The 25,141-nt window shown below is 64.3% G+C and carries 22 protein-coding genes; 6 read left to right on the top strand and 16 right to left on the bottom strand.

The window, feature by feature from the left end; all coding sequences use genetic code 11:
- Window positions 1-157: 157 nt before the first annotated feature.
- The 5 genes from FJ957_RS22930 to FJ957_RS22910 all read right to left on the bottom strand — a co-directional run bounded on the left by FJ957_RS22930 (window position 158) and on the right by FJ957_RS22910 (window position 5,490).
- On the bottom strand, window positions 158-838 hold the full coding sequence (locus tag FJ957_RS22930; RefSeq protein ID WP_140647424.1) for an SGNH/GDSL hydrolase family protein: 681 nt from the start codon (window positions 836-838) through the stop codon (window positions 158-160).
- A 54-nt stretch (window positions 839-892) separates the two neighbouring features.
- Window positions 893-1,819 carry an ABC transporter permease gene (locus tag FJ957_RS22925; RefSeq protein WP_181180686.1) on the bottom strand — a complete coding sequence of 309 codons (927 nt, stop codon included), beginning with the start codon at window positions 1,817-1,819 and terminating at the stop codon, window positions 893-895.
- Between the two features lie 27 nt (window positions 1,820-1,846).
- On the bottom strand, window positions 1,847-2,809 hold the full coding sequence (locus tag FJ957_RS22920; protein ID WP_140835109.1) for an ABC transporter permease: 963 nt from the start codon (window positions 2,807-2,809) through the stop codon (window positions 1,847-1,849).
- Entirely contained in the window at window positions 2,806-4,335 is a 1,530-nt protein-coding gene (locus tag FJ957_RS22915) for a sugar ABC transporter ATP-binding protein (RefSeq protein ID WP_140835108.1), read from the bottom strand. The genes FJ957_RS22920 and FJ957_RS22915 overlap by 4 nt, the downstream gene beginning before the upstream one ends.
- A gap of 81 nt (window positions 4,336-4,416) precedes the next feature.
- Complete coding sequence (locus FJ957_RS22910) at window positions 4,417-5,490, bottom strand: ABC transporter substrate-binding protein (protein ID WP_140835107.1); 1,074 nt, start codon at window positions 5,488-5,490, stop codon at window positions 4,417-4,419.
- 392 nt (window positions 5,491-5,882) lie between these two features.
- On the opposite strand from FJ957_RS22910, the gene FJ957_RS22905 reads away from it, so the two are divergent.
- Both FJ957_RS22905 and FJ957_RS22900 read left to right on the top strand, forming a co-directional pair.
- Window positions 5,883-6,533 carry an SGNH/GDSL hydrolase family protein gene (locus FJ957_RS22905; protein ID WP_140647428.1) on the top strand — a complete coding sequence of 217 codons (651 nt, stop codon included), beginning with the start codon at window positions 5,883-5,885 and terminating at the stop codon, window positions 6,531-6,533.
- Window positions 6,534-6,580: 47 nt separating this feature from the next.
- The gene (locus tag FJ957_RS22900) at window positions 6,581-7,684 is read left to right on the top strand and encodes an ROK family transcriptional regulator (protein ID WP_246685938.1); all 1,104 of its coding nucleotides are present in this window, start codon (window positions 6,581-6,583) and stop codon (window positions 7,682-7,684) included.
- Window positions 7,685-7,836: 152 nt separating this feature from the next.
- Here FJ957_RS22900 and FJ957_RS22895 read toward each other — a convergent pair whose 3' ends face one another.
- From FJ957_RS22895 to FJ957_RS22865, 7 genes are all read right to left on the bottom strand, one after another.
- Window positions 7,837-8,727 carry an adenylate/guanylate cyclase domain-containing protein gene (locus tag FJ957_RS22895; protein WP_181180678.1) on the bottom strand — a complete coding sequence of 297 codons (891 nt, stop codon included), beginning with the start codon at window positions 8,725-8,727 and terminating at the stop codon, window positions 7,837-7,839.
- A 186-nt stretch (window positions 8,728-8,913) separates the two neighbouring features.
- On the bottom strand, window positions 8,914-9,831 hold the full coding sequence (locus tag FJ957_RS22890; RefSeq protein WP_140835105.1) for an anti-sigma factor: 918 nt from the start codon (window positions 9,829-9,831) through the stop codon (window positions 8,914-8,916).
- Window positions 9,818-10,387, bottom strand: coding sequence for a sigma-70 family RNA polymerase sigma factor (locus tag FJ957_RS22885; protein WP_140835104.1), 570 nt, complete (start codon window positions 10,385-10,387; stop codon window positions 9,818-9,820). The genes FJ957_RS22890 and FJ957_RS22885 overlap by 14 nt, the downstream gene beginning before the upstream one ends.
- A 13-nt stretch (window positions 10,388-10,400) precedes the next feature.
- A complete protein-coding gene (locus tag FJ957_RS22880) occupies window positions 10,401-10,610 on the bottom strand; it encodes a hypothetical protein (protein WP_140835103.1) in 210 nt (69 codons plus the stop codon).
- A 246-nt stretch (window positions 10,611-10,856) separates the two neighbouring features.
- Complete coding sequence (gene chrA, locus FJ957_RS22875) at window positions 10,857-12,245, bottom strand: chromate transporter (protein WP_140835102.1); 1,389 nt, start codon at window positions 12,243-12,245, stop codon at window positions 10,857-10,859.
- Window positions 12,242-13,060 (bottom strand): sulfurtransferase/chromate resistance protein, encoded by an 819-nt coding sequence (locus FJ957_RS22870; protein WP_140835101.1) that lies wholly within the window; start codon window positions 13,058-13,060, stop codon window positions 12,242-12,244. Before FJ957_RS22870 ends, chrA begins: the two co-directional genes overlap by 4 nt.
- A gap of 280 nt (window positions 13,061-13,340) precedes the next feature.
- Complete coding sequence (locus FJ957_RS22865) at window positions 13,341-14,129, bottom strand: 3-hydroxybutyrate dehydrogenase (protein WP_140835100.1); 789 nt, start codon at window positions 14,127-14,129, stop codon at window positions 13,341-13,343.
- 249 nt (window positions 14,130-14,378) lie between these two features.
- Between FJ957_RS22865 and FJ957_RS22860 the strand changes: the two genes are divergently transcribed.
- Both FJ957_RS22860 and FJ957_RS22855 read left to right on the top strand, forming a co-directional pair.
- On the top strand, window positions 14,379-15,167 hold the full coding sequence (locus FJ957_RS22860; RefSeq protein WP_140835099.1) for an acetoacetate decarboxylase: 789 nt from the start codon (window positions 14,379-14,381) through the stop codon (window positions 15,165-15,167).
- Entirely contained in the window at window positions 15,160-16,320 is a 1,161-nt protein-coding gene (locus FJ957_RS22855; RefSeq protein WP_140835098.1) for a patatin-like phospholipase family protein, read from the top strand. Before FJ957_RS22860 ends, FJ957_RS22855 begins: the two co-directional genes overlap by 8 nt.
- A 158-nt stretch (window positions 16,321-16,478) precedes the next feature.
- Here FJ957_RS22855 and FJ957_RS22850 read toward each other — a convergent pair whose 3' ends face one another.
- From FJ957_RS22850 to FJ957_RS22840, 3 genes are all read right to left on the bottom strand, one after another.
- On the bottom strand, window positions 16,479-17,507 hold the full coding sequence (locus FJ957_RS22850) for a CorA family divalent cation transporter (protein WP_140835097.1): 1,029 nt from the start codon (window positions 17,505-17,507) through the stop codon (window positions 16,479-16,481).
- Between the two features lie 84 nt (window positions 17,508-17,591).
- Window positions 17,592-19,202 carry an inorganic phosphate transporter gene (locus FJ957_RS22845; protein WP_140835096.1) on the bottom strand — a complete coding sequence of 537 codons (1,611 nt, stop codon included), beginning with the start codon at window positions 19,200-19,202 and terminating at the stop codon, window positions 17,592-17,594.
- A 149-nt stretch (window positions 19,203-19,351) separates the two neighbouring features.
- Window positions 19,352-19,885, bottom strand: a complete 534-nt coding sequence (locus tag FJ957_RS22840; RefSeq protein ID WP_140835095.1) for a TetR family transcriptional regulator — start codon at window positions 19,883-19,885, stop codon at window positions 19,352-19,354.
- A gap of 146 nt (window positions 19,886-20,031) precedes the next feature.
- On the opposite strand from FJ957_RS22840, the gene FJ957_RS22835 reads away from it, so the two are divergent.
- Both FJ957_RS22835 and FJ957_RS22830 read left to right on the top strand, forming a co-directional pair.
- Window positions 20,032-21,342 carry an efflux RND transporter periplasmic adaptor subunit gene (locus FJ957_RS22835; RefSeq protein WP_246685937.1) on the top strand — a complete coding sequence of 437 codons (1,311 nt, stop codon included), beginning with the start codon at window positions 20,032-20,034 and terminating at the stop codon, window positions 21,340-21,342.
- Complete coding sequence (locus tag FJ957_RS22830; protein ID WP_140835094.1) at window positions 21,339-24,422, top strand: efflux RND transporter permease subunit; 3,084 nt, start codon at window positions 21,339-21,341, stop codon at window positions 24,420-24,422. The genes FJ957_RS22835 and FJ957_RS22830 overlap by 4 nt, the downstream gene beginning before the upstream one ends.
- 148 nt (window positions 24,423-24,570) lie before the next feature.
- On the opposite strand, the gene FJ957_RS22825 is transcribed toward FJ957_RS22830, so the two are convergent.
- Window positions 24,571-25,026 carry a L,D-transpeptidase gene (locus FJ957_RS22825; protein WP_140835093.1) on the bottom strand — a complete coding sequence of 152 codons (456 nt, stop codon included), beginning with the start codon at window positions 25,024-25,026 and terminating at the stop codon, window positions 24,571-24,573.
- Window positions 25,027-25,141: the final 115 nt, after the last annotated feature.

The raw sequence follows: 25,141 nt of genomic DNA, 5'->3' as shown, positions 1-25,141 counted from the left end.
ACGATCCGCTTTTCGAGGCCGCCATCTCGAACATTTTTTCCATGGCCGGGACGAGACCCGTGACTGGCCTACACAAATTGCGGGCCGGCGGTGCCGCGCCGGTCCCGCAATCGACGCATCGGTCTGGAGGGGCCGATGCGCCGTCACACATGAACCTTCAAGCAACCCTGCGATCGGCCTGGCGCGCGAAGATCTCCTGAACCTTGTCCGCTATCGCCTTGCCGAGGCCGCGGTTGTTCTCAGCAGTGAAGTGGATGCCGTCGCAGCCGTCGGTGGCGATGAAATCCCCGGCATTGAGGAAATCGACCTTCGTGAAATCGGCCATGGCGCGATATTCGGCCGCCAGCGCCGCCGTCTTCTCATGGCCGCCGGCGAACATGCCCTGGAAAAAGGGATGCGGCATCGGGGTCAGCGGCGGCGGCGCGACCACCAGCGCCTGCGGGGCTGGATAGGGTGTGCCGACACCGCCGGCGCTGGTGAGAATCTGGCCGACGAGCTTGGCCATGCCGTTGGCGATCTCATAAGGCGTGCGGCGGAAGAACGACTTGGTGTCATTGGTGCCTAGCATCACGATGACGAGGTCGAGCGGCAGGTGGCTGGCGATGGCCGAGGGCAGATAGGCGCTGCCGTTGAGGCGCGGATCGTTGGGATCGTCGAGGCTGGTCGTGCGGGCGCTCAGGCCTTCCTCGATCACATGATATCCATCGCCCAGATACGAGGCCATCACGCCCGTCCAGCGGTCCTGATAGGCGTAGCGATGTGTCGGCGATCCTTCGACGACCGGAATCCAGCCCCAGGTCAGCGAGTCTCCAAAACAGAGGATCGATCTTTTGGTCATGTCTCCAATCCATTTCCCTATGCGATTGACTATTGGCCGTCCCGAACTCGCCGCTCAGTTCGACCTGCTCCTGATGCCGTAGAGGATCGCCGCAAGCAGGATGATGAGACCCTGCGCGATCAGCTTGCCTGGCTCGTCCACGCCGAAGGTCGTCATCACGACGAACAGCAGCGCAAAGGACAGCACGCCGAAGAAAGGTCCCCAGACACCGCCTTCCCCTCGCCCGAAGACGACGCCCCCAAGGATGGTCGCTGCGACCGCAAGGATCGGCAGGTCGAGGCCGACCCTGACGCTGCCGATGGCGATCGAGGCCGTCTGGACCAGCGCCGCGATGCCAGCGAACAAGCCCGCCAGCGTATGCGCAAGCACGACCGTGCGCGCGACCGGGACGCCGGAGAAATGCGCCGCCTGCACGTTCTCGCCAACCGACGTCACATAACGGCCGAAGACCGTGCGCGACAGGAACAGCGACAGCGCCACCGAAACCACCATCCAGAAGATCACCGGCGTCGGCGCCGGGCCGAGCTTGGTGTTGTAGATGTCGGCGAACATGCCAGGCACATCGCCGGGCGGCTTGCCGCTGGACAGATATTGCACGATCCCGACCAGGACGATGCCGACCGCGAGCGTGACGATGACGGCCGAGACCCGCCTCACCCCGACCATGAGGCCGTTGAAGAACCCGACGGCCAGCCCGATGCCCAGCGCCAGGACAATGAAGAAAGCCATGGAAGCGCCGGGAAAGACGCCGGACGAAATAGTATAGTTGATGAGCAGGATGACACCGCCGCCCGACAGGTCGATGCTTCGCACCCGCATGACCAGAAGCTGGCCCAGCACCAATATGCCGAGCGGCACGATCTGGCGCACGAATATGCCCATGATGTTGAGATTGAGCATATTCGGCCGCGCGATCCACAGAACCAGGAGCAGCACGCCAAAGACGTAGTAGGCAGGAGGGACGCGCAGGAAGCGGCGCATCAAAGGATGGGTGAGCGCGGCTGCCACTTACAACCCCATCTTTTTGCGCGACTGCAGAGCGACCACCAGAAGCAGGATCGCCCCCTTGATGGTGGTCTGGATGAAGGGCGACACATTTGTCAGGTTCATGCCGTTGGCAAGCAGCGCCATGACAAGGGCGCCGATGACGGTCCCGTGCAGGCTGCCGATGCCGCCGGAAAGCTGGGTGCCGCCGATGGCGACGGCCGTGATCGCGTCGAGCTCGAAGAGCAGTCCGACGTTCGGGTCGCCCGAAACGATGCGCCCGGCGAGGAAAATGCCGGCAAGCGCCGCGAAGCAGGCGCAGATCACATAGGCAAGCACGATGTTGCGCCGGTCGGCGATGCCGAAATTATGCGCCGCATCCTCCACGCTGGACGAGACGCCACCACCGATCGCGAAAAGATGCAGCCCGAAGCGGGAACCGTAAAGCAGCTTCCAGGCGACTAGGAGGGTGAATGCCCCCCAGACCAGCGGCATGGGTATCCCGAAGAAGGAGCCGGCCACGGCGCTGATGACGATGTCCGGCACCGAACCGCCCGAAACCGGTCTCAGCACCCGCGTGATCCCGAGCAGAATGTATTGCATCGACAGCGTCGCGATGATCGGATGCACATTGAAGCGGGTGATGATGAAGCCGTTGCTGAAACCGACCAGCGCGGCCAATACGAATACCGCCGGGATCAGCACCCAACTGGGTCCGCCGAGGGCGAGCACTGCCGTCGTGAAGCTGATCATCGATCCGACCGAAAGGTCGAGCCCGCCGAGCAGGACGACGAACATCTGGCCGACCGCCGTGATGACGAGCGGCATCGCCTGCGGCACCAGATTGAGCAGATTCTCCCCGTTGAGGAACTGCGTCGTCTTGAGGCTGAGCCAAAGCGTGATGGCCAGCGCGATCAGCAAGGGCAGCATCCACATGCCTTGCCGCGATCCTCTCGCGCCCGTCAGGCGTCTGTTGATGGCTGTCATCGGCGCTCACCTCTCGCCCCATTGGCCTGCCCGCTGGCGCTGAGCGCGGCGTCGAGGATGTTGTGCTCCGTGGCGTCTGCCGCCGGCATTTCCTTGACGATCGTGTCGTTGTGGACGACGCAGATGCGGTCACAGAGCCCGATCAGCTCGACCGTCTCGCGCGACAGCACCAACACCGCCCCGCCTTTGCCGGCAAAGTCGCGCAGCAGCCGGTAGATCTCGGACTTTGCGCCGATGTCGACGCCGCGCGTCGGTTCTTCGACGAGCAGGATGTCGATGTCGGCGGCGAGGTAGCGGCCGAGCAGCACCTTCTGTTGGTTGCCGCCCGACAGCGTGCCGACGGGGGCGCTCGGACCGCTGGCCTTCACGGCAAGGCTCGACATCATGTCGGCGACCTGCCGCTGATAGCCGGCGGCCAGGGCCAGTTCCGACCGTTTCGAATGGAGTGCGGCGGCAATGTTGTGCGCCACGGAAAGGCCGAGGAAGAGCCCGTCTTCCTTGCGATCCTCGGGTACGAAGCCGACGCCCATTGCCTGCAGCCGGCGCACGCCGCCGCCAGGCGACACCGGCAAGGGCAGCGACTTGCCCTTGATCGTCACACGGCCGGCGAAAGGACGGTATTGACCGACCAGCGAGCGCAGGAAGCGCTGCTGGCCCTGCCCCTCCAGGCCGGCCAGCGCTACGATCTCGCCGCGGTTGAGCGCCAGCGAGAACGGCCTGGAGCGCTCGGTGATGCGGAAACCCTCGACCGAAAGCATGGCGGGGCCGGAGGCATCGCCACGCTGGGGAAAGAGATCGGCCAGCTCGCGGCCGACCATCATCGCGATCAGCGACGTCGGCGTCATCTCGGCGATTGCCCTGGTGCCGACGAGTTCGCCGTCCTTCAGAACCGTGACGGTGTCGCAGATGGCGAAGATTTCGTCCATCCGGTGCGAAATGTAGACCACCGCCTTGCCCTCATCCTTCAGCCTGCGGATGTGGCGGTTCAACACTTCGACATCGGCGGCATTGAGCGCCGCCGTCGGCTCGTCGAGGATGAACACGCTGGCATCGGTCATGATGCCGTGCGCGATCTCCACGAACTGCCGTTCGGCGATGCTGAGCCTCGAGACCAGCGTGCCCGGATCGAGCGTGAGGCCGAGTTCGGCAAGCGCGGCGCCCGCCTCGCGCCGCATGCGGCGATGGTCGATCCCGCCGAAAGCAGTGGTCGGTTCTCGGCCGAGAAACATGTTTTCGGCGATCGTCAGATTGGGCAGCAGCGACAGTTCCTGGAACACCGTCGAGATGCCGGCTTCCAGCGCATCCTTCGGCCTGTGGAAGGCGATCTGACGCCCATCGCGCAGGATGGCGCCGCCATCCGGCTGGTGGACGCCGGCGAGGATCTTCATCAACGTCGATTTGCCGGCGCCGTTCTCGCCCATCAGCGCATGGACGGAGCCCGATTGGAGAGCGATGGAGACGCCCTTCAGCGCCGCCGTGCGGGCGAAGGCCTTCCGGATATCCGACATTTCGACAAGGGTTTTCACGAAACAAGCACCACTGCGTTCAGGAGTATTCGGTGGCGCGGGCCTACGTCGCCGCAGCCTCGCGCCACCATGGCGCCACCTTTATTTCTTGGCGTAGAACTCCTTGAGCTTGTCTTCGGGCAGCTCCGACGGCCACCACACATTGGCCGAGAGATCGTCGCGATAATATTTCTTGATCTTCTCGATATCCCAGCCGGGCGGATTGTAGTCGTAGTGCTTCTTCAGCTCCTTGCCTTCGAGCAGGGCCACGGCGGCGCGGATGCCGGCCGCGCCCTGGGCCGGGCTATATTCCGCCGAGATCGACTTGAAGCCGTCGGCGATCCACTGGCCGAAGAAGCCGTTGTTGCCCTCGCCTGTGATCGGCGGGATCTTGGCGCCGAACTGCTTGAAGACGTCGACGCAGGCGCGCGTCATATCGGCGCCGGAAGACCAGATGCCGTCGACCTCGGGGTTGTTCAGGTAGAGCGTCTCGCAGAGCTTCTTGGCCTTGTCGTACTGCCAGTCGCCATGCTCCTCGGCGATGATCTTGACGTCGGTCCCCTTCAGCGCCTGCAGCAGGCCGTTGTACCGGTTGGTGTCTTCCGGATGGCCGGCGAGCCCGCGCAGCACCCAGATATTGCCCTTGCCGCCGAGTTCCTTGACCAGGAAGTCGCCCATCACCTTACCGAAATGTTCGGCGCCGCCTTGGATTTCGGTGGTGAAGGCGTCGCTCTCGATACGGCCGGTATGCACGATGACGGGAATGCCCGCCGCCACGGCCTTGGCGATGCTGGCGTCCGCCGAGGTCGACGTGACCGGCTGGACGATGATGGCATCGACCTTCTGGGCGATCAGGTCCTCGATGTCGGCGACCTGCTTCTTCTGGTCAAAGCCGGCATCGAGCAGGATGAATTTGCTGATGCGCTTGTCCTTGGCGGCGGCAGCCTCCGCCTCATGCGCGACCTGCACCGTCCAGGTGTTCGCGTTTACGCCGAAATGGCTCATGCCGATGACCCAGGGCGGATCCTTCTTGAATTTCCCGGCCTCGACCGTTGGATTGTCGCCGGCACGGGCGGTAACCCCGTCGAGCAGCGATACCTCGTCGGCGAACGCGGGAGCGCACCACATGGTGGTCGCGATCACTGCCGCTGCGATTGATTGGATAATCCGTCTCACTGAGCCATCCTCCTTCTCAAGCTCCATGGACCCTGCTGACCAAGGCCACGACTTCCCATCGGCGTCCGGCCATTGCCAAACGCCGCTCCTGCCGGGGCGAGCCCGGCACTGCTTCAGTTCGTTGCTCAACCCGAGCGCATGGCCGCTGGAGACAAGGTCCAGCGTTGCCGCCATGGATCATGGCAGCCGGTCGGCGCAAAAGGTTCGGGGCATTCCTCCCAGGCTCAGTTCAACCATCGATCCGGCGAGCTGTCAATAATTATTCAGAGTGATGGATTATCTTTGCAGCTTGCGCTACCTTTCCGCCGGATGGCAGGGTCGCTGGACGCGGACGACCGACTCTCGTCCGATAATTTCTGTAAATCAGAACCTTGGCTGGATCGGGGAGGAGCATGCGATCGGTCTTGTGCTACGGCGACTCCAACACGCATGGGCAGGTACCCGGCGGCACTCCGCTTGACCGCTACGGCCCGGCCGAGCGCTGGCCCGGTGTCATGGCAAGGGAGCTGGGCGTCGGCTGGCATGTCATCGAGGAAGGCCTCAGCGGCCGTACGACGGTGCGCGACGATCCCATCGAGGGAGCCCACAAGAACGGACGTACTTACCTCAGGCCTTGCCTGCAGAGCCATGCCGTTCTCGATCTCGTCATCATCATGCTGGGGACCAACGACCTCAAGGCGCGCTTCAACCAGCCGGCCTCTGAAGTCGCCATGGCCATGGGCTGCCTCGTCTACGACATCAAGGAGCTCAAGCCCGGCCCGGGCGGCAGCGTGCCCGAAATCATGATCGTGTCTCCGCCGCCAATGCTGGACGACATCAAGGAATGGCGGTCGATCTTCGCGGGCGCGCCTGAGAAGTCGCGGCAGCTGGCGCTCGAATTCGAGATCATCGCCGATTCGCTCGAAGTGCATTTCTTCGACGCGGGCTCGGTCGTCACCTGCGATCCGCTTGACGGGTTCCACATCAACGGACAGGCCCATGTGTCGCTTGGCCGTGCGCTGGCCCGCGAAGTCGAAGCAATCGGGTGGCCGGATGAGCGATGAACGCGGAATACGGGTGTCCCGCACGACCGATCGCGAGAGGACGCACCATGCCTGACATGCGCTTTGCGCCGCCGAACCCGCTCCGCATCGCGGACCGCGCCAGCGGCCTCAACGCCGTCAGCGTGCGCAGCTACAACGAACGCCTTGTGCTGTCGTTGCTGCTTCAGAGCAAGGATATCACCCGTCTCGAGATCGGTGAGCGGACCGGCCTGTCGGCGCAGACTGTGTCGGTCATCGTCCGATCGCTCGAGCAGGAAGGGCTGATCGCCAAGGGCGAGGCCCAGCGCGGCCGTGTCGGACCGCCGACGGTGCCGATCTCGCTCAACCCCGAGGGCGCCTACTCGGTGGGGATCAGCGTCGGCCACCGGCAAGTGGAAGTCGTGCTCGTGGACTTCGTCGGTTCCATCCGGTTCCGAACGGTCCTGCCGCTCTCGGCGGCCAGTCAGGACAGCAACCATCCTCAATTCATGCGCACCGTCGCCAAGGCCGTCGCCAGCCTGCCCCAGCACCTCCATACCCGTATTGCCGGCATCGGCCTCGCATTGCCCGGAGATGAGGCGGAGCTTGAGCTGACGCCCAAAGCAACCCGCGAGCGGTTCGACGCCCTGCAGGATGAGCTAGAGAAGGAGATCGGTTATCCAGTCTACGTCCAGAACGACATCACCGCCGCTGCCGGTGGCGAAAGCATGTTCGGCGTGGCAAAGCATCTTTCGGACTACCTTTTCTTCTATCTCGGCGCGCGCCTGCACAGCCGCCTGGTCCTCAATCACCAGATCTACAACACCACTGCCGCGGTGAGTTTCGACGTCGGCATCCTGCGCCTGGAGCAGGAGATCCGGAAAAATGGCAATTCGCCCTCCGAGCTGTGGGAGCGGCGCGCGGACTGGCCTTCGTTCGGCGATGCCGAGATCGCGTGGCAACGCGAGCTGCTGGAGCAGATGAAGTCGTCGATAGCGGCGCTGAAGCCGTTCGTTCCCGTGGCTTCGGTCGTCCTGTCCTCTTATGCGCCGCAGGCGGTCTGCAAGGCGATCTGCCGGGAGCTGGAACAGGCTATGCCTGGTATAAGCGCCATAGCCGGCAACATCGAGCGTTCGCCCAAGGCGGTGGGAGCGGCGAGCCTGCCCTTCAGCTCGCGGTTCATGGTGGAGTGACGTTCATGATCACCGGCGTCTCGCTGCCCATCGACGGCGGCTACACCTGCCGGGATATCGAGCGTATAACAAACACTGGACCAAGCCACCGGCAGCGGCGGGACAGCGGCGCGGCCGCTTGAAGTCAGCCACGCTCTAACGAACCCAGCCGGTCAGCCTGAGATAATTTCGTAGCGAAGGATCTGGGCGTCGCCGAGGGCCGATCTGCGTCCAGGCGAGATGACGCCGGACCCGAAGAGGAGAATATCCTCGCGGCGTACGAATACTTCATCGCCCGGTCCCATCGACACAAATGTGCCCGACGAGCTTCGCTCGACAAGCCGGGCCTTGCCATTCGAAATGGTGAAGGTCGCGTGGTGCCTTGAGACCCAGGGCCTCTGGACGACGATATTGCATTCCGGAGATCGGCCGATCGTCACGAATTCGTTGTTTCGGCAGGATCGTAACTGATCTTCATAGCGGATGACCAGATTGATCTGCGGCGGCGGGGCGGAGCGCCTATCGACAAGGGTGCCCCGGCTGGCGATGTGCGTACCGAGTGCCCCATCGTCGCTCCTCAGAGTATAGACATCGAAGAGTTCTTGCTTTCCCTTGAAGCCCATTTTGTCGAGGAGCCGCAAGGTACTGCGGCTGCCCGCGGAAAGGGCTTCGAAGAAGCTCTGGCTGATCAGGACCTCCCCAGGGTTGGCCGTGGCGGACAACCTTGCGGTGACATTGACAACGTCGCCGAATACGGCGCCCCGCGCGCGAATAACCGCCCCGAAATGCAATCCGATCCGGGCGATCAAAGGCTCTTTCGCCAGTTGGTCGCCAATCTGGCAGACGGCCCTCAGCGCCGCCTCCGGTCTCTCGAACAGGCTGAGCACGTCATCGCCCTTCGAGTAAATGAAGTCACCGCCGTGCTGGGCGACGATCTCGCGTATCGCGTCGAGGCAATCCGAGACCTGCCGCAGGGCGGCATCGTCGCCGATGCGCTCATAAAGTGTCGTGCTGCCTACGACATCGGCCAAGAGGACCGCGGCTAGAAGTCTTTCCTGATCCATCGACTCGTATCCGCCCCGAGAACGCGGCGTGTATAACATACCGAAGGTGATCTTGACTTCTCTACCTGCGCCCCCGGGCAACGGGGCAAGTGCTTTGGCGCGATTATCTCGGACGGACAGGCACCTGACTTCCCGCCAAACGGGTTATCGGCCTCAAAATAGCGGCGATAGAGAAGTTTCGTTTCCCTAACCCGGGCTGCCGGCCGCCGGATTGGCGATGATGGCGGCCCGGAAGCGGGCGACGAAATCGTCGAGCGCCGGGCGCTCGGCGTCCGAGATCGCCCAGTAGGAAAAGGCGTCGTCGGTCCAGTGGACCAGAAGGAAGCCGCCCGCCGAGATATCGTCCGCCACCGGCACCGATTTGGCATCGTTCTGCCGGGGTGCGGCCACCAGCGTGATCAGGTGCTCGTGATGGCGGTAGACCAGTGCCGGCATCGGCCTGTCACCGATCACCTCGACGCGTCCGCCAAGCAGCGCGTAGCCGTCCTTGGCCATGTCGGGCGCCGCCGGCGACACGCCGATGCGCCCGTCGAGCCATGGCTTCACCGTATGGCGGTCGGACGAGACGATGTCGACCGGCGTCGCCGCGAGCAGGCTGCGGCGATGGCCGTTGGCGACGGCGACCGCAAAGCTCTCGGCCCCATTGTCCGCCGTCGCCAGCCACTGCGTCGCGCCGCTGGCCAGAAACGCCGTGAGCACGATCGAAGCCGCCATCTGGCGCCAGTCGAAGGAGTTGAACCAGCGCGACGCGCGTGGCCGCATAGCGATGACCTGGCCCGGCACGGAGGGCTGTGCCTCCACCCTCACATCTTCAAGCGGTGTGGCCTCCGCGACCTCGGGATCCTTCACCTCGGCGATCGCCGCGATACGCGCCAAAAAGTCGTCGCTGACGGCCGGCCGCGGCACATTGGCAAGCGCACCGCGCAGCGCCGCCAGGCGCGCATGTTCGGCGGCCAGTTCCGGATCGGCGGCCATGCGCCGCTCGACCGCCAGGGCAGCCGCGGCATCGAGTTCGCCATCGACAAGGGCGTGGATCATCAGCTTCATATCCTGCGGGTCTTGCGGCAATCCATCCTCACGCGGGCGGTTTTCATGCGGGCTCATGGCGCCCTCCAAGTTCCGTCATCAAGAGGCCGCGGGCTCTCGCCAGCCGCGACATCACCGTGCCTTGCGGCACGCCGAGCATGGTGGCGATTTCGCGGTAGCTGAGACCGTTGATGTCGCGCAGCACCACCGTTTCGCGGAAGGCTTGCGGCAGCCTGGCGATCGCCGCTTCCACCGCCGCCGAATTCGCCTTGGCGATCAGCACCGCTTCGGGGCTGTCGGCATCATTGTCCGGCGGCGGCGAGACGTCGTCGAGATCGGCGAGGTCGCCGACGGCGACCACGCTGCGCGGGCGGTTGCGCGCCATCCATGTGTAGGAAGCGTTGCGCACGATGGTAAGCAGCCACGCGCGGGAATTTCCCCCAGCGAACCCGGCAATGCCGGCATGCGCCTTGAGGCAGGCCTCCTGCACCACATCCTCGGCGTCGGCTTGATTGCCGGTCAGCCAGCGGGCAAGCGACAGCGCATCGCTAAGATGCGGCAGCACCACTTCGGCAAAACGCGCGGCCAGCATCTTTTCGCTCAACACCGTTCCGCCGTCGGGCGCTCCCGCCATGGGTCTGCCGCCCTCAGCGGGAGGCGACGATCTGTCCCTGCTCGTGCGGGTGAAGATCGCGACCGCAGGCGATGGCGCCTGCTTCGAGGGAGGAGAAGGCATTGGTGTCACCGGAGTCAAGTGTCTCGGAAGCAAGGGGCGCCTCGGAAGAGGACGGCGCATCGCTGGCTGCAACGGGATGCTCGCCGTCATGGTCGTGGATCTCGATGGTTGCGATCGGCACGGGATCAGGGCCTGCGGCGGGGCGGTATCGCCCAGAACAGATGCGCCCAGCTCCAACGCTCCAGGGGACGACGACGGCTGACGCCTTCGCCCTCTTCAGCCCGTGCGTATTTGTCTTCGTGCCGCTTCATGATGGTCTCCGCTGTTGCGCACAAATGGCGCATGCCCTGGAGACCGGCGGACCTTGCGGTTTATTCCCGGCCGGTCGGCTTTTTCGTTCACGCTAACGTGATCGGAAGGCTCCCGCCTACAGCGCCAGCAGCGCAAGCCCCGCCAGCGCGGATCCCGCCAGCGTCGGCAGCATGCCGAGTTTCAGCCTGAACATGGCGACCATCGCCGCCGCCGACAGCAACGCTGCGCGCCAGTCGAGCGAGGACACGACCGGCACCTCCACGCCCCAGCCGACGCTTGCGACCTTGCCGAAGACGACATGCAGCGCGAACCATAGCGCCAGGTTCATGATGACGCCGACCACCGCCGCGGTGATCGCGCCGAGTGCCGCCGCCAGCGCCTTGTTCTGCCTTAGCTGCTCGATGTAGGGCGCGCCCAAAAATATCCAGAAGAAGCAAGGAACGAAGGTGACCCAGAGCGTCAGCAACGATCCGAGCGATCCAGCCAGCAGCGGGTTGGCAAAGCCGGCATGACGATAGGCGGCGGCGAAGCCGACGAATTGCAGCACCAGGATCAATGGCCCCGGCGTCGTTTCGGCAAGCCCGAGCCCATCGACCATTTGGCCGGGCGAAAGCCAGCCGAACGAGGTCACCGCTGCCTGCGCGACATAGGCAAGAACGGCATAGGCGCCGCCGAAGGTGACGACGGCCATCAGGCTGAAAAAGCCGCCGATCTGCGCCCAGACGCTCCCCGGCCCCGCCAATACGGCGATCAGCGCCGCCGGCCCCAGCCAGACCGGCAGCCAGATGGCGATGGTGCGGATGGCATGCCCTCGCTTCGGCATGGTGTGGCCGAGTTCGCCCCGCTCGAACATCAGGTCGACCGCGCCCCTGCTCTCGGTGCCGGCTGCAGTCTTGCCATGCGCCGAGGCGGAGAACAGCGCCGGCGCGAAGCGGTTGCCGGTCCAGCCGATCAGCCCGGCTGCGAGCACGATCAGCGGGAACGGCACCCGGACGACATAGATGGCGAGGAAGGCCGCCACGGCGATCGCCACCATCGCACGGTTCTTCAGCGCCCGCTTGCCGATGCGGATCACCGCCTCTACGACGACGGCGAGCACCGCCGCCTTGATGCCGAAGAACAGCGCCTCGACGACCGGCGCGTCGTTGTAGAGCATGTAGAAGCCGCTCAGGCAGAACATCACCAACGCGCCGGGCAGCACGAACAGGATGCCGGCCACGAGGCCGCCTGCCGTCCGGTGCAACAGCCAGCCGATATAGACGGCAAGCTGCTGCGCCTCCGGGCCCGGCAGGAGCATGCAATAGTTGAGCGCGTGCAGGAACCGCTCTTCGCCGATCCAGCGGCGCTCCTCGACCAGTTCCTTGTGCATCAGCGCGATCTGGCCGGCCGGCCCGCCGAAGGAGAGCAGGCCGATCTTGGCCCAGAGCCGCGTCGCTTCGCGGAAGCTCGGCGCGGCCGGGATTTCGGCCCGTCGCACGGCGGCGTCCTTGGCAAGCGCGCTCATTGTGCCTTGCCTACAACCGGCCAGTTATGCGTCTCGTCGGTGGCGTCGCGGCACCAGCGGAAGAAGGCGTCGTAGAGAAGCATGCCGGCTTCGAGCTGTTCGAGATCATCACGGAACATGCGCGACAGGCCAAGCGAAGCGGCGAGGAACCCGGCCGCCTGCGGCACGAGGTCGAGGCACGCCGTATCGGCGGCGCGCACGATCAGCGCCAGGCGGTCGAGCGCATCGACGCGCAGTCCGAATTCCTCGACCATCGTGTCGAATGTGCAGCGATCGCCGCGATGGCTCCAGAACACGCCTTCAATATCGAAGGGAACCGCGGCGAAGCGATCCGCGACCAGAGGCACCTCAGCCGCGTCGACGAACAGGAACACCGCATCGGGATCGACGAAGCGGCGGATCAGCCAGGGGCAGGCAATGCGATCTACCTTCGGCCGGGAACGGGTGACCCATACGGTGCGGCCGCTCTCGTCGCGGGGCGGGATTGCGCCGGCCGCGACCAACGGCGCGCTGGCGGCGGCCCAGGCCTCGAAGCCGCCTTCCAGCGTCTCCGCCGGAATGCCTTCGTGGCGCAGCCACGCGGCAACGCCTTGCGAGAGTTTCTGCCCTCTCTGGCAGATGACCACGACCTTGCGTTCCGAAAACTCCGACGCCCAGCTTGAGACAGTCCTGAAATCGCGCCGGCATGAGGCCGGCAACAGGCGCGGATCGGCTTCATAGTCCTCGTCGGTGCGCACATCGACCAGGCAAGGCGCATCGGGCAAGCCGACGAGACGGGAAAGCTGCGGAACGGTAATTGCTGTTGTTGACGGCATGGCGTCCACCTCCAGAACACAGAGAGTTTGGACGCGATCGTTGGGCTGTCGCCTCACGGGGTCGTCGCGAGGAACCCCTTGGCCAGGATGCTGGAACGCTCTCCTACGATTGTCAAGAATTCAAATTGCTAATGCATGTCGCGCAAAAGTGTGCAGCGGTTTTGCGATACGACATGCATGAAAACAAAGCCTTAAAGCGCGTCGCCTGAATCCGCTTCAGCGCGACACGCTTTAGGGAAGACGGGAGCTCCGCCCTGTCTCCCTTAAACGGTCGTTGCCCTTACTGCGCCGTCCAGCCACCATCCATCGGCAGGGTCGTGCCGGTGATCTGCCTGGCCGCGTCCGAGCACAGGAACAGCGTCAGCGCGGCAAGCTCTTCGACTGTGACGAATTCCTTGGTCGGCTGCGCCGCCAACAGCACATCGTGCTTGACCTGCTCTTCGGTCATGCCGCGCGCCTTCATCGTGTCGGGGATCTGCTTTTCGACCAGCGGCGTCCAGACATAGCCGGGCGCGATCGCATTGACGGTGATGCCGTCCTGCGCGACTTCCAGCGCCACCGTCTTGGTCAGCCCGGCAATGCCGTGCTTGGCCGAGACATAGGCCGACTTGAACGGCGAGGCGACCAGCGCATGCGCCGACGCCGTGTTGATGATGCGGCCCCATTTGCGGCTTTTCATGCCCGGCACCACTGCCTTGATGGCGTAGAAGGCCGCCAAGAGGTTGATGCGGATGATGGCTTCCCATTTGTCGTCGGGAAATTCCTCGATCGGCGCGACATGCTGGATGCCGGCATTGTTGACCAGGATGTCGAGGCTGCCGAACGCTGCCTCGGCCTCGTGGACCATGGCGGTGACGGCGGCGCCGTCCATCATGTTGGCGCCCGAATAGCGGCACTTGACGCCGAAATCCTTTTCGATGCCCGCCCGCTCCTGCTCGATCGCCGCGGCGTCGCCCAGGCCGTTGATGGTGACGTTGGCGCCCTCGGCGGCGAAGGCGCGGGCGATTGCCAGGCCGATGCCGCTGGTCGAGCCGGTGACGAGCGCATTCTTCGAAGACAGGGAACCCATGGGAGATCTCGCGACAGGAGGACAGGAGGGAAGAGTATGAAGACGGACAGCCGGGAAGGCACATGATTTGTGCGCCGCAGCATCACAATGCCACACCCATATGTCGGCGCTATTACAGCTCCGCGACAGGGTTTGCCGGCTGGAGGAAGTGTCGTCTTGGCGCTGACACGGCACTGTCATGCTGCCGTGCAACATATTTGCCAGCGCATTCGCGCGGGGTCATTTCAAACCTGTTTTGGGGCACCAGCCATGGAAATCGCCGACGTCGTGAAGCGGGCCTATGCGATGCCGCTCACCAACCCGTCCTTCCCGCCAGGCCCTTATCGCTTCTTCGACCGCGAATACATCATCATCACCTACCGCACGACGCGCGAGGCGCTGGAAGCCGTCGTTCCGGCGCCGCTCGAGATCGACGAGCCGCTTGTCAAATACGAATTCATCCGCATGCCTGACTCCACCGGCTTCGGCGACTACACCGAGACCGGCCAGGTCATCCCGGTGCGCTACAAGGGCCAGCATGGCGGCTATGTGCATTCCATGTATCTCGACGACGATGCGCCGATCGCCGGCGGCCGCGAGCTCTGGGGTTTCCCGAAGAAGCTCGCCAGCCCCAAGATCGTCCATGAAGGCGAAGTGGTGGTCGGCACGCTGCACTATGGCAGCGTTCTGTGCGCCACCGGCACCATGGGCTACAAGCACCGCGAGGCCGATCACGACCAGGTGCTCGCCTCGCTCGCCGCGCCCAATTTCCTCATCAAGATCATCCCGCATGTCGACGGCAGCCCGCGCATCTGCGAATTGGTCCGTTATTACCTCACCGACATCACGCTGAAGGAAGCCTGGACGGCGCCGGCCGCGCTCGACCTTCGCCCGCATGTCATGGCCGACGTCGCCAAGCTGCCGGTGCTCGACATCGTCTCTGCCGTTCACTTCACCGCCGACCTGACGCTCGGCCTCGGCGAAGTCGTGCATGATTACCTCGCGGACCACGGCCGATCGGCTGCGGGCCCGGCCCACCTGGAGAAAATCAGTGCTTGAGCGCACCCGCAGCAAGGCGGCCGCCGCCACCATCGCTGAAATCACGGCGCAATATGACCGCATCGCCCTGGTCTTCCAGGGCGGCGGCGCGCTCGGCGCCTATCAGGCGGGTGTCTATCAGGCGCTTGCCGACGCCGGCTGTGAGCCGACTTGGCTCTCCGGCGTCTCGATCGGCGCGATCAATGCCGCGATCATCGCCGGCAACGAGCCGAGCCGCCGCCTGCAGCGGCTGGAGCAGTTCTGGCAGACGATCTCGGGCCGCAAGATCTGGGCCTATACGCCCGAAGGCGACATCTACCGCGACATCCGCAACCAGACCTCGTCGTGGATGACGATGACCATGGGCCAGCCCGGTTTCTTCAAGCCGCGCAATCCCAGCCCCTGGTTCCAGCTAACGGGAGCGGAAGGCGCCACCAGCTTCTACGACACCGCCGAGCTCAAGGACACGCTGGAGAGCCTGATCGACTTCGACGTGCTGAACGACGGCAAGAAGCGCTTGAGCGTCGGCGCGGTCAATGTCAGGACCGGCAACTTCGTCTATTTCGACACCGACAAAGTGCGCATCGAGCCGGAACACATCATGGCGAGCGGCGCGCTGCCGCCGGCCTTCCCCTCGATCCGCATCGAGGGCGAATATTACTGGGATGGCGGCATCGTTTCCAACACGCCGCTGCAATATCTGCTCGACCAGGAAGAGGATCGTTCCTCGCTGGTGTTCCAGGTCGATCTGTTCAGCGCCCGCGGCGTGCTGCCGCGCGGCATGGCCGACGTTCTGTCGCGCCACAAGGACATCATGTATTCCAGCCGCACGCGCCAGAACACCGACAACTTCCAGCGCATCCATGCGCTCAAGATGAAGCTTCTCGACGCGCTGAAGCGCGTGCCGCCGGACCAGCTCAAGGACGGCGAGAAGGAACTGATTGCCGACTATTCCGATGCCGGCGTGGTCAACATCGTCCACCTGATCTACCAGCACAAAGGCTACGAAGGCCACGCCAAGGACTATGAGTTTTCCGGCACCTCGATGCGTGAGCACTGGGAGATGGGCCTGGAAGACACCGAGCGCACGCTGCGTCACAAGAAGTGGCTGATGCTGCCCGACAATGCCGATGGCGTCACCATCCACGACCTGCACCGCGAAGACCCGACCTAAGGGTCATGGCCGCCCGGGCCGCGTCGCGGCTCGGGGTCCTCACGCACGTCAAGAAGCCTAATGCATGTCGCGCAAAAGTGACCTCGGTTTTGCGACAACGACATGCATCAGGCAGCGACCTAAGCGCGTCGCATGAATCCGTTTCGACGCGACGCGCTTTAGAATTTGAGATCGGCGCCTGCCCGCAGCAGCAGCCAGTAGAACAACCCGGTCGCCCCACCCGCAAGCAGCATCGCCAGCAGGAAGCCGCCATGCGTGTGCGTGAGCGGCAGTCCTTCTGTATTCATGCCGAAAATGCCGACGATCAGCGTTCCCGGCAGGAGCAGCGCGCTCATCACCGCCAGCGCCTTCAGGCTGCGGTTCGATTCGTCCGCGAGTTCCGCCGCGACCTCTTCCTGCAGCAGCCTTGCCCGGTCGTTGACCATGACGACTTCGCGGTCGAGCCTTTTGAGGCGAGCCGCCAGCTTGCCCAATATCTCATGCGCGCCGGCCGACAATTCCCAGCCGGCACGGTTTTCGTCCAGGAACAGCGCGACCTGTGCCGCGATCGGCCGGTGCAGCGACACCCCCAGGCGACGCACCTCCTTGATCCGGCGCCGCTCGTCGGCAAGGCGCTCGGTGACGAGACGGTCCTCTACCTCGTCAAGCTGCTTCGTGGCCAGCGCCAGCCGCCCGCTCGCGCTTCCGCAGAAGGCTAACACGATAGCGCCGAACAGCTCGAAGGCTGTCGCCGGTTGGAGCTGTTGCGAAAGCGCCTTGTTCACCTCTTCCACCGCTGCCAGCGAATGGCGCCGGCCGGTCACCAGCAACCGGTCCGTCACGGCGAAATGCAGCCTGCCGATGGTGGTCGACCTGCGTCCGGTCTCGCCATGCAGGTCGGCGGCGATACCGTGCACGACGCCCTTTTCATGCGCCAGCGCCATGCTGTCCTCATGGCCTTCGAGGATTGCATGCGCCGATTGCGGCAGAGCGCAGGCATGGCTGATCCAGGAATGCGCTCGCTGGTCGATGAGATCGACATGCAGCCAAACCCAGCCGCCCGGCGCGGCAAGCGCTGCTTCGATGTCCTTCGGCGCGATCGGCTGCGGCGCTTGGCCGGCGGCGCCGCGATAGGCCCAGATCAGGCCGGGCGCGTGGTGGCGGCTGTTGTCCCAGGCAAGCAGCGTCAGATGCGATGCCTCATTCATGGTCGCCACTCAATCACATGCTCGAAAGCAAGACGGCGCCGGAACCGGCGCCGTCGATGTTGCTGGTCAGGCAAGAACCGCCGCTCAGAAAACGTGGCGCAGGATCACGAACAGCACGAAGGCCAGCGCGATCGAGCAGGGCAGCGTGAGCACCCAGGCCAGCAGGAGGTTGCGCACGGTCGACCACTGCAGACCGGAGCCATTGGCCGCCATCGTGCCGGCGACGCCGGACGACAGCACGTGCGTCGTCGACACCGGCAGGCCGAAACGGTCGGCCATGCCGATCGTCACCATCGCGACCAGCTCGGCGGCGGCGCCCTGGCCATAGGTCAGGTGGCTCTTGCCGATCTTCTCGCCGACGGTGACGACGATGCGCTTCCAGCCGACCATGGTGCCGAGGCCGAGCGCCAGCGCCACGGCGATCTTCACCCACAGCGGGATGAACTTCGTCGCGTTGTCGACCGCCTTATGGTAGTCGGTCACCGACTTCAGGTCGGCGTCCTGCATCGGCAGCAGCTTCTTCTTGTCGATCAGCTTCAGCGCTTCGCCGATCAGATAGATGTCGTTGCGCGCGTTGCTGACCAGGTCGGTCGGCACGTTGTCGACGGAAGCGTAGGGCTGCAGCCCGGCAGTCGTGTTGTGGATATAGGTCTGCAGTGCAACGGTCGTCTGATCGTTCCATGTCTTGCTGCGCACGGCTTCCTGCACGGCCGCCTTTGCGGCATTGGCATCGGCAACGGTGACGCCGGGCTTGGCATATTTGCCCAGCGCCGTCTCGACGCCGGCGGAGGCCGACTTGTAGGCTTCGAGATAGTTGATGTCGGGCGTGCGGTTGAGCGCATAGGCGGTTGGCACGACGCCGATCAGGATCAGCATGATCAGGCCCATGCCCTTCTGACCGTCATTGGAACCGTGCGCGAAGCTGACGCCGGTGCAAGTGAAGATCAGCAGCGCGCGGATCCACCATGGCGGCGGCGCATTGCCCTTCGGCGCTTCGTAGAGCGCCGGATTGCGCACCAGGAGCTTCATGGCGTAGAGCAGGATGGCGGCGGCGAAGAAACCGACGATCGGCGAGACCAGCAAGGTGATGCCGACATTGGTCGCCTGGCCCCAGTCGACGCCGCTGGTGGCGCTTCCGGCCGGGGCCATGAACTGGTTGGCGAGGCCGACGCCGATGATCGAGCCGACCATCGTGTGCGAGCTCGAGGCCGGCAGGCCGAGGAACCAGGTGCCGAGGTTCCACAGGATGGCGGCGACCAGAAGGGCGAACACCATGGCGAAGCCGGATGACGAGCCGACCTGCAGGATGAGCTCGACCGGCAGCAGCGACAGGATGCCGAACGCCACCGCGCCGCTCGAGGTCAAGACGCCGAGAAAATTGAAGACCCCCGACCACATGACGGCGAATTCGGCCGGCAGCGACCGCGTGTAGATAACGGTGGCGACCGCGTTGGCGGTGTCGTGGAAGCCATTGACGAACTCGAAGCCCAGCGCAATCAGAAGGGCGATGCCGAGCAGGATCCAGGGCACCGTCTTGGCGATAGCCAGATCCTGGCTGAGCGCATAGCCGACATAGACGATGCCGACGAGCACCAGCACGCCGAAGGCCGGCAGGAACCATTTGGCACCGCCCGATTGTTCTAGGGGATGATCCGGTCTCGGGATCCCCGCCTCACTGGAAACTACGTCCACCATTGTCCCACTCCGTTTGCATTGCAGCAAAGAACCGGGGAGGACGCTATGTCGCCAGGATGAAGCTGGTGTGACGCTCTTAACCGTTTGGTCACCACCAAACAGGTTGGTCACCACCAAACCGTTTGGTCTCTACCAAACCGTTTGGCGACCTATCCGGCTATCTTCAGGAGCGAGGACACCAGCAGCTTGCGCTCGTCTTCGGACAGCACGTCTGAATCAAACAGATTCATGCTGCGCATTCCCTCGATGGCGAGAAAGCAGACCAGCAGCGGGCCGAGATCGTCCGTCTCTCCCTTCAGCCGTTCGAACAGCTGGTGCTTGAAGGCCTTGATCGGCGTCAGAAAATCGGGATCTTCGGCGATCGCCGAGAACATCCAGGATGCCGAGGGTTTCGGCCGCTCGCAGTCGTCGGCCGACAACTTGATATAGGCTGAGAGCACGCTTTCGTCGCCGGCCTCTGCGGCGCGTGCTTCGAGCGCGCTCTGGAAATCGCTGAGATAGCTTTCGACCAGTCCCTGCATCAGCTTGGCCTTGGTCGGGAAATTGTAGAGCAGGCCGCCCTTCGACACGCCGGCGCGGCTGGCGACCGCCTCGAGCGACAGGCTTCCCGGGCCTGCCTCGCGCGCCACGTCGGCGGCGGCGGCAAGTATCTTTTCGCGTGAGTTCGCCCTGGGTACTCTCATCACGCCTCCCCCTACATTAGCCTAGGCGGAATTGACAAGACCGTCCAGCCGGTACAGTAAGGCGCGCCATTTGAAATCGGGACCTTTCGTCGATATGTGTCCCGACATCGATTGATTTGCCGGTTGCCGGCTCGAGGGGACCATCCGTGAAGCGCTTTTTCATCATCGCCGGATTCTTGCTGCTGCTCGCCTTGGTGTGCGTCGGCATCGTTGGCTTCAACTTCATGCGCGACGCCGGCATCAAGCAGTATTTCGCCACCATGAAGCCGCCGGCCGCAACGGTTTCGACAGTGACCGTCAAGCCCTCGGAGTGGACCCCCGGCATCGAGGCGATCGGCACCGTCAATGCCGTGCGCGGCGTCGACCTTACCGTCGAGACCAGCGGCATCGTCAAGGACATCCTCTTCCACGCCAACCAGAAGGTTGCCGCCGACGCGGTGCTCTTGCAGCTGGACGACGCGGTCGAGAAAGCGGATCTGGTGGCGCAGAAGGCGCAGGCCGCCTCGGATCAGGCGGCGCTGACCCGCGCGATCGAATTGCAGCGCCGCGGCGTCGGCACGGACGCGACGCTCGACGCCGCGCGCGCCGCGGGGGACGCCTCGGCTGCACAAGTCAACAAGATGCAGGCCGTACTCGACCAGAAGCAGTTGTCGGCGCCCTTCGGAGGCACGGTCGGCATCCCGAAGATCGACGTCGGACAGTACCTGGCCCCCGGCAACTCCGTCGTGACGATCCAGGACCTCGACACGATGCGGGTCGACTTCACGGTTCCCGAGCAGCAGCTGCCGCTGCTCAAGATCGGCCAGACCGTCAAGCTCGGCGGCAGCCTCGCCGACATGACCTTTGCCGGCTCCATTCGCGGAATCGATCCCAAGATCGATCCGGCAAGCCGGCTGGTTTCGATTCGCGGCGAGGTCGCCAATCCGGAAGGCAAGCTGACGCCTGGCCAGTTCGTCCAGATCCGCGTCGAGCTGCCGCAGGAAAACAACGTCATCTCCGTGCCGCAGACGGCGGTGACGACCAGCCTCTATGGCGATTATGTCTTCGTGGTCGAGCCGGCAAAGCCCGCCGGGGGTGCCGCTGCCGCGCCGGCGAAGCCGGACGAGCAGAAGGCCGGCGCCGACAAGGCGGCCGGCGATGCCGCCAAGCCGCAGGCTGACGCCACCAAGCCCGCCGACAACGCGGCAAAACCGGCCGACAAGGCGTCCGGCGACGCCGCCAAACCAGCCGACGCCGCCAAGCCGGCCGAGGCCGCGCAGCAGCCTGCGCTCACCATCTCGCAGGTGTTCGTCAAGCTCGGCCGCCGTAACAACGGCATGGTCGAGATCACCGAGGGCCTCAAGGACGGCGACCAGGTTGTCACGGCCGGCCAGAACCGCCTCTTCAATGGCATGTCGGTTGCCGTCGACAACACCATCGATCCCAGCAAATCGGCGAACAAGCAGGTTCAGCAATGAGCTTCTCCGACCTCTTCATTCGCCGGCCGGTGCTCTCGACGGTGCTGGCCTGCATGATCCTGCTTCTGGGCTTCCAGGGCATCTTCGGGCTGTCGATCCGCCAGTATCCGAAGGTCGACGAGACCGCGATCACCATCACCACGGCTTATCCCGGCGCCAGCGCCGACCTGATCCAGGGCTTCATTTCGGCCCCGATCGCGCGCGCCGTCGCCTCGACCGAAAACATCGACTACGTGACCTCGTCCAGCCGTCCGTCCTCTAGCACGGTCACCGTGCAGATGAAGCTCGGCTCCAACCCGGACGTCGCGCTCGCCGAGGTGCTGTCCAAGGTCCAGGGCGTGCGCGGCACCCTGCCGGACGCCTCCAAGGACCCGGTGATCGTCAAGGGCACCGGGCAGCAGTTCGCGATGATGTACATCTCGATGCAGAACCCGAACATGACGAAGGAGCAGCTCACCGAATATATCGAGCGCGTCATCCGGCCTCGCATCTCGACCGTGGAAGGCGTCGCCGACGTCCAGATCTTCGGCGCCCAGGAATATTCCATGCGCATCTGGATCGACCCGATCCGGCTCGCCGCCCGGGGCGTCACGGCCGTGGACGTGCTGACGGCGATCAACAACTCGAACTTCCTGTCGGCGCCGGGCAACACCCAGAACGAATATGTGGTCTCCTCGATCACCGTGCATTCGACCCTGCAGACGCCCGAGGCCTTCGCCCAGCTCCCGATCCGGTCGACGGATGGCCAGGTTGTGCGCCTGCGCGATGTCGCGCGAGTCGAGCTCGGCGCGGAGAACACCGACACCAGGGTGAGCTTCAACGGCAAGCCTGGAACCTTCCTGGCCATCTTCCCGACGCCCGCGGCCAACCCGCTGACGACGGCGGCGGCGCTGACCAAGCTCGTGCCGCAGATCCAGGATACGCTGCCGAAAGGCATGACGATCGAGATCGTCTACGACGCCACCGGCCAGATCAGCGCGTCGATCGAGGAAGTGTTCAAGACCATCGGCGAGGCGGTCGCCATCGTCATCGTGGTCATCCTTCTGTTCCTGGGTTCGTTCCGCTCGGTTATGATGCCGATCGTCACCATCCCGCTGTCGCTGATCGGCGTCTGCTTCATCTTGTTTGCGGTCGGCTACTCGATCAACCTTCTATCCCTGCTGGCCATGGTGCTGGCGATCGGCCTTGTCGTGGACGACGCCATCGTGGTGGTGGAAAACATCCACCGTCACATGGAGGAGGACCACATGTCGCCGATGCAGGCGGCATTCAACGGCATGCGCGAGATCGCGACCGCAATCGTGGCGATGACCATGACCCTGGCCGCCGTGTTCGCGCCGCTCGCCTTCACCGGCGGCCTGACCGGCGCGTTGTTCCGTGAATTCGCGGTGACGCTCGCCGGCTCGGTGGTCTTGTCCGGCCTTATCGCCATCACCATCACCCCGATGATGTCGGCACGTCTGCTGAAGGCCGGCCAGCACGGCCGCTTCCAGCGTATCGTCGACGGCACGTTCACACGCGTCGAACACCTCTATGAACGGGCTGTCACCGCCTCGCTCAGGAACCGCCCGGTAACGCTGATCATCGTCGTCGCGCTGGTCGCCCTTACCGGCTTCATGTTCACCAAGACCTCGACCGAACTCGCTCCGGAAGAAGATCAGGGCTTCCTGCTCTCGATCGTGACCGCGCCGCGCTACGCGACGTCGGATTACACCGAGACCTACGTCAACCAGATCCTCGGCCTGGTGAAGGACATTCCCGAGACCAGGGCGCAGTTCTCGGCCGTTGCCTTTGGCGGCGCCACCAACAGCGCCTTTGTCGGCTTCGCCTTCAAGGACTGGGCGGAACGCAAGCGCAATTCGAAGGCGCTTCAGGCTGACATCCAGGGACGCATCTCCAAGGTCGCCGGCGTGGAGGCCTTCGTCTTCGCGCCGCCGACGCTGCCCGGTTCCGGCGGCGGCTTGCCGATTTCCATGGTCGTGCGCTCCACCGGCGACCCGTCGGAAGTCTTCGAGCAGGCGGAGAAGATCAAGAACAAGGCGCAGGCCTCGGGCCGCTTCATCGTCGTGCAGAACTCGATGGCTTACGATGCGCCGCAGGTCACCGTCACCATCGACCGCGAGCGCGCGGCGGCGTTGAATCTGCCGATTGCCGATATCGGCAACACCCTGACGCTGCTTGTCGGCGGCGCCGAGGTGGCGCAGTTCGACCGGGATTCCAACAGCTACGACATCATCCCCCAGGTGCCGCAGGAATTCCGCGACAACCCCGAGAAGCTCGGCCAATATTTCGTCCGCAGCGTCGACGGCAAGATGGTGCCGCTGTCGGCGGTCGTGAAGATCTCGACCAACGCCTCGCCGGCGGCCATCGAGCAGTTCAACCAGCTGAACTCCTCGACGATCTCGGCCTTGCCTCTGCCCGGCGTGACCACCGGCGACGGCCTGAAAGTGCTGGAGGACCTCGCAAAGGAGACCCTGCCCGACACCTTCTTCGTCGACTATTCCGGCCAGTCGCGGCAGGAGAAGGAACAGGGCAACACCATCCTGATCGCCTTCGCGGCGGCCGTGATCGTGATCTACCTGGTGCTGGCGGCCCAGTTCGAGAGCTTCCGCGACCCGCTGATCATCATGATGGCGGTGCCGCTGTCGATCTTCGGCGCGATCGTGCCGCTCAACATCGGCCTGGGAACGCTCAACATCTACACCCAGGTCGGCCTGATCACGCTGATCGGCCTGATCACCAAGCACGGCATTCTGCTGGTGGAATTCGCCAACCAGCAGCGTGAAATGCATGGCATGCGGCGCCGCGACGCCATCATCGCTTCGGCCAAGGTGCGCCTGCGGCCGATCCTGATGACCACGGCCGCCATGGCGCTCGGCGTTGTGCCGCTGATCGTCTCCAGCGGCGCCGGTGCGGCCGCGCGCTATTCGATGGGCCTGGTCATCTTCACCGGCATCCTGGTCGGCACCATGTTCACGCTCTTCGTCGTGCCGATGTTCTACACGTTCATCGCCAGCAGGGACCTGCCGCATCTCGCCGAGAAGCCCGATCCGAAGCTGATGCCGGCGCTGCCGAGCTGAAGCGAGCCGCAAAAAAAGAGGCCGGAAATTCCGGCCTCTTTTTTTGGCGGTCGCCCCACGGCTTCGGCGCTATCCCGAAGGCGGCAACCCGCCTGCTACTTTACCCAGCCCGTCACTTGACCCCGGTCCGTTACTTGACCCCGGTCCGTTACTTGACGATGACGATGCTGGTGTTGCCGGGGCCGAAGGCCTCGACGAGCTGATAGAAGTCGGCCGCCGCATCCGGATGCAGCCGCACGCAGCCATGCGAGGCAGGACGGCCAAGACGGCTGATGGCATAGGTGGCGTGAACGGCGTAGCCGCCGCTGAAGAAGACCGAATGCGGCATCGGCGCGTTGTCGTACTTCTTCGAATACCACATCTCATGCATGCGGGTCGGCTTGAACGAGCCGATCGGCGTGATGTGGCTCCTGTCACCGGTCGATACCTTCCAGGTGTAGGTCGGGCGGCCATCGACCGTGACTTCCATGATCTGCTGCGACAGCGAGACCTTGGCGACGATCTGGTTGGCGTGCGCGGCATTGCCGGCGCCGAAGAGCAGCGCCGCGCCGGTGAGCGCGGCGGCGGTGACATTGATGAGCTTGGCGGAAATGGCAGTGTGCATGACGATCCCTCTGTTTTTTGCCGTTGTGTCCGGCTTCAATTTCGATGGACCGCCTTATCGAGGACGCCTGTTTCAGGTCAATTTCGCTTGATGCTCGTTTTTGTTTCGAGTTTGT

This window comes from Mesorhizobium sp. B2-4-6 (assembly GCF_006442775.1).
In the GTDB taxonomy this organism is placed as follows: domain Bacteria; phylum Pseudomonadota; class Alphaproteobacteria; order Rhizobiales; family Rhizobiaceae; genus Mesorhizobium.
The sequence above is the reverse complement of the archived record's forward strand: the minus strand, read 5'-3'. Positions and strand labels throughout refer to the sequence as shown.

Coding starts and splice junctions, on each gene's coding strand:
- FJ957_RS22900 (WP_246685938.1), top strand. CDS start 6,581: ATGCCTGACATGCGCTTTGCGCCGCCGAACCCGCTCCGCATCGCGGAC.
- FJ957_RS22865 (WP_140835100.1), bottom strand. CDS start 14,129: ATGGGTTCCCTGTCTTCGAAGAATGCGCTCGTCACCGGCTCGACCAGC.
- FJ957_RS22890 (WP_140835105.1), bottom strand. CDS start 9,831: ATGAGCCCGCATGAAAACCGCCCGCGTGAGGATGGATTGCCGCAAGAC.
- FJ957_RS22895 (WP_181180678.1), bottom strand. CDS start 8,727: ATGGATCAGGAAAGACTTCTAGCCGCGGTCCTCTTGGCCGATGTCGTA.
- chrA (WP_140835102.1), bottom strand. CDS start 12,245: ATGAGCGCGCTTGCCAAGGACGCCGCCGTGCGACGGGCCGAAATCCCG.
- FJ957_RS22830 (WP_140835094.1), top strand. CDS start 21,339: ATGAGCTTCTCCGACCTCTTCATTCGCCGGCCGGTGCTCTCGACGGTG.
- FJ957_RS22825 (WP_140835093.1), bottom strand. CDS start 25,026: ATGCACACTGCCATTTCCGCCAAGCTCATCAATGTCACCGCCGCCGCG.
- FJ957_RS22930 (WP_140647424.1), bottom strand. CDS start 838: ATGACCAAAAGATCGATCCTCTGTTTTGGAGACTCGCTGACCTGGGGC.
- FJ957_RS22905 (WP_140647428.1), top strand. CDS start 5,883: ATGCGATCGGTCTTGTGCTACGGCGACTCCAACACGCATGGGCAGGTA.
- FJ957_RS22860 (WP_140835099.1), top strand. CDS start 14,379: ATGGAAATCGCCGACGTCGTGAAGCGGGCCTATGCGATGCCGCTCACC.
- FJ957_RS22840 (WP_140835095.1), bottom strand. CDS start 19,885: ATGAGAGTACCCAGGGCGAACTCACGCGAAAAGATACTTGCCGCCGCC.
- FJ957_RS22845 (WP_140835096.1), bottom strand. CDS start 19,202: ATGGTGGACGTAGTTTCCAGTGAGGCGGGGATCCCGAGACCGGATCAT.
- FJ957_RS22850 (WP_140835097.1), bottom strand. CDS start 17,507: ATGAATGAGGCATCGCATCTGACGCTGCTTGCCTGGGACAACAGCCGC.
- FJ957_RS22870 (WP_140835101.1), bottom strand. CDS start 13,060: ATGCCGTCAACAACAGCAATTACCGTTCCGCAGCTTTCCCGTCTCGTC.
- FJ957_RS22920 (WP_140835109.1), bottom strand. CDS start 2,809: ATGACAGCCATCAACAGACGCCTGACGGGCGCGAGAGGATCGCGGCAA.
- FJ957_RS22885 (WP_140835104.1), bottom strand. CDS start 10,387: ATGGCGGGAGCGCCCGACGGCGGAACGGTGTTGAGCGAAAAGATGCTG.
- FJ957_RS22925 (WP_181180686.1), bottom strand. CDS start 1,819: ATGCGCCGCTTCCTGCGCGTCCCTCCTGCCTACTACGTCTTTGGCGTG.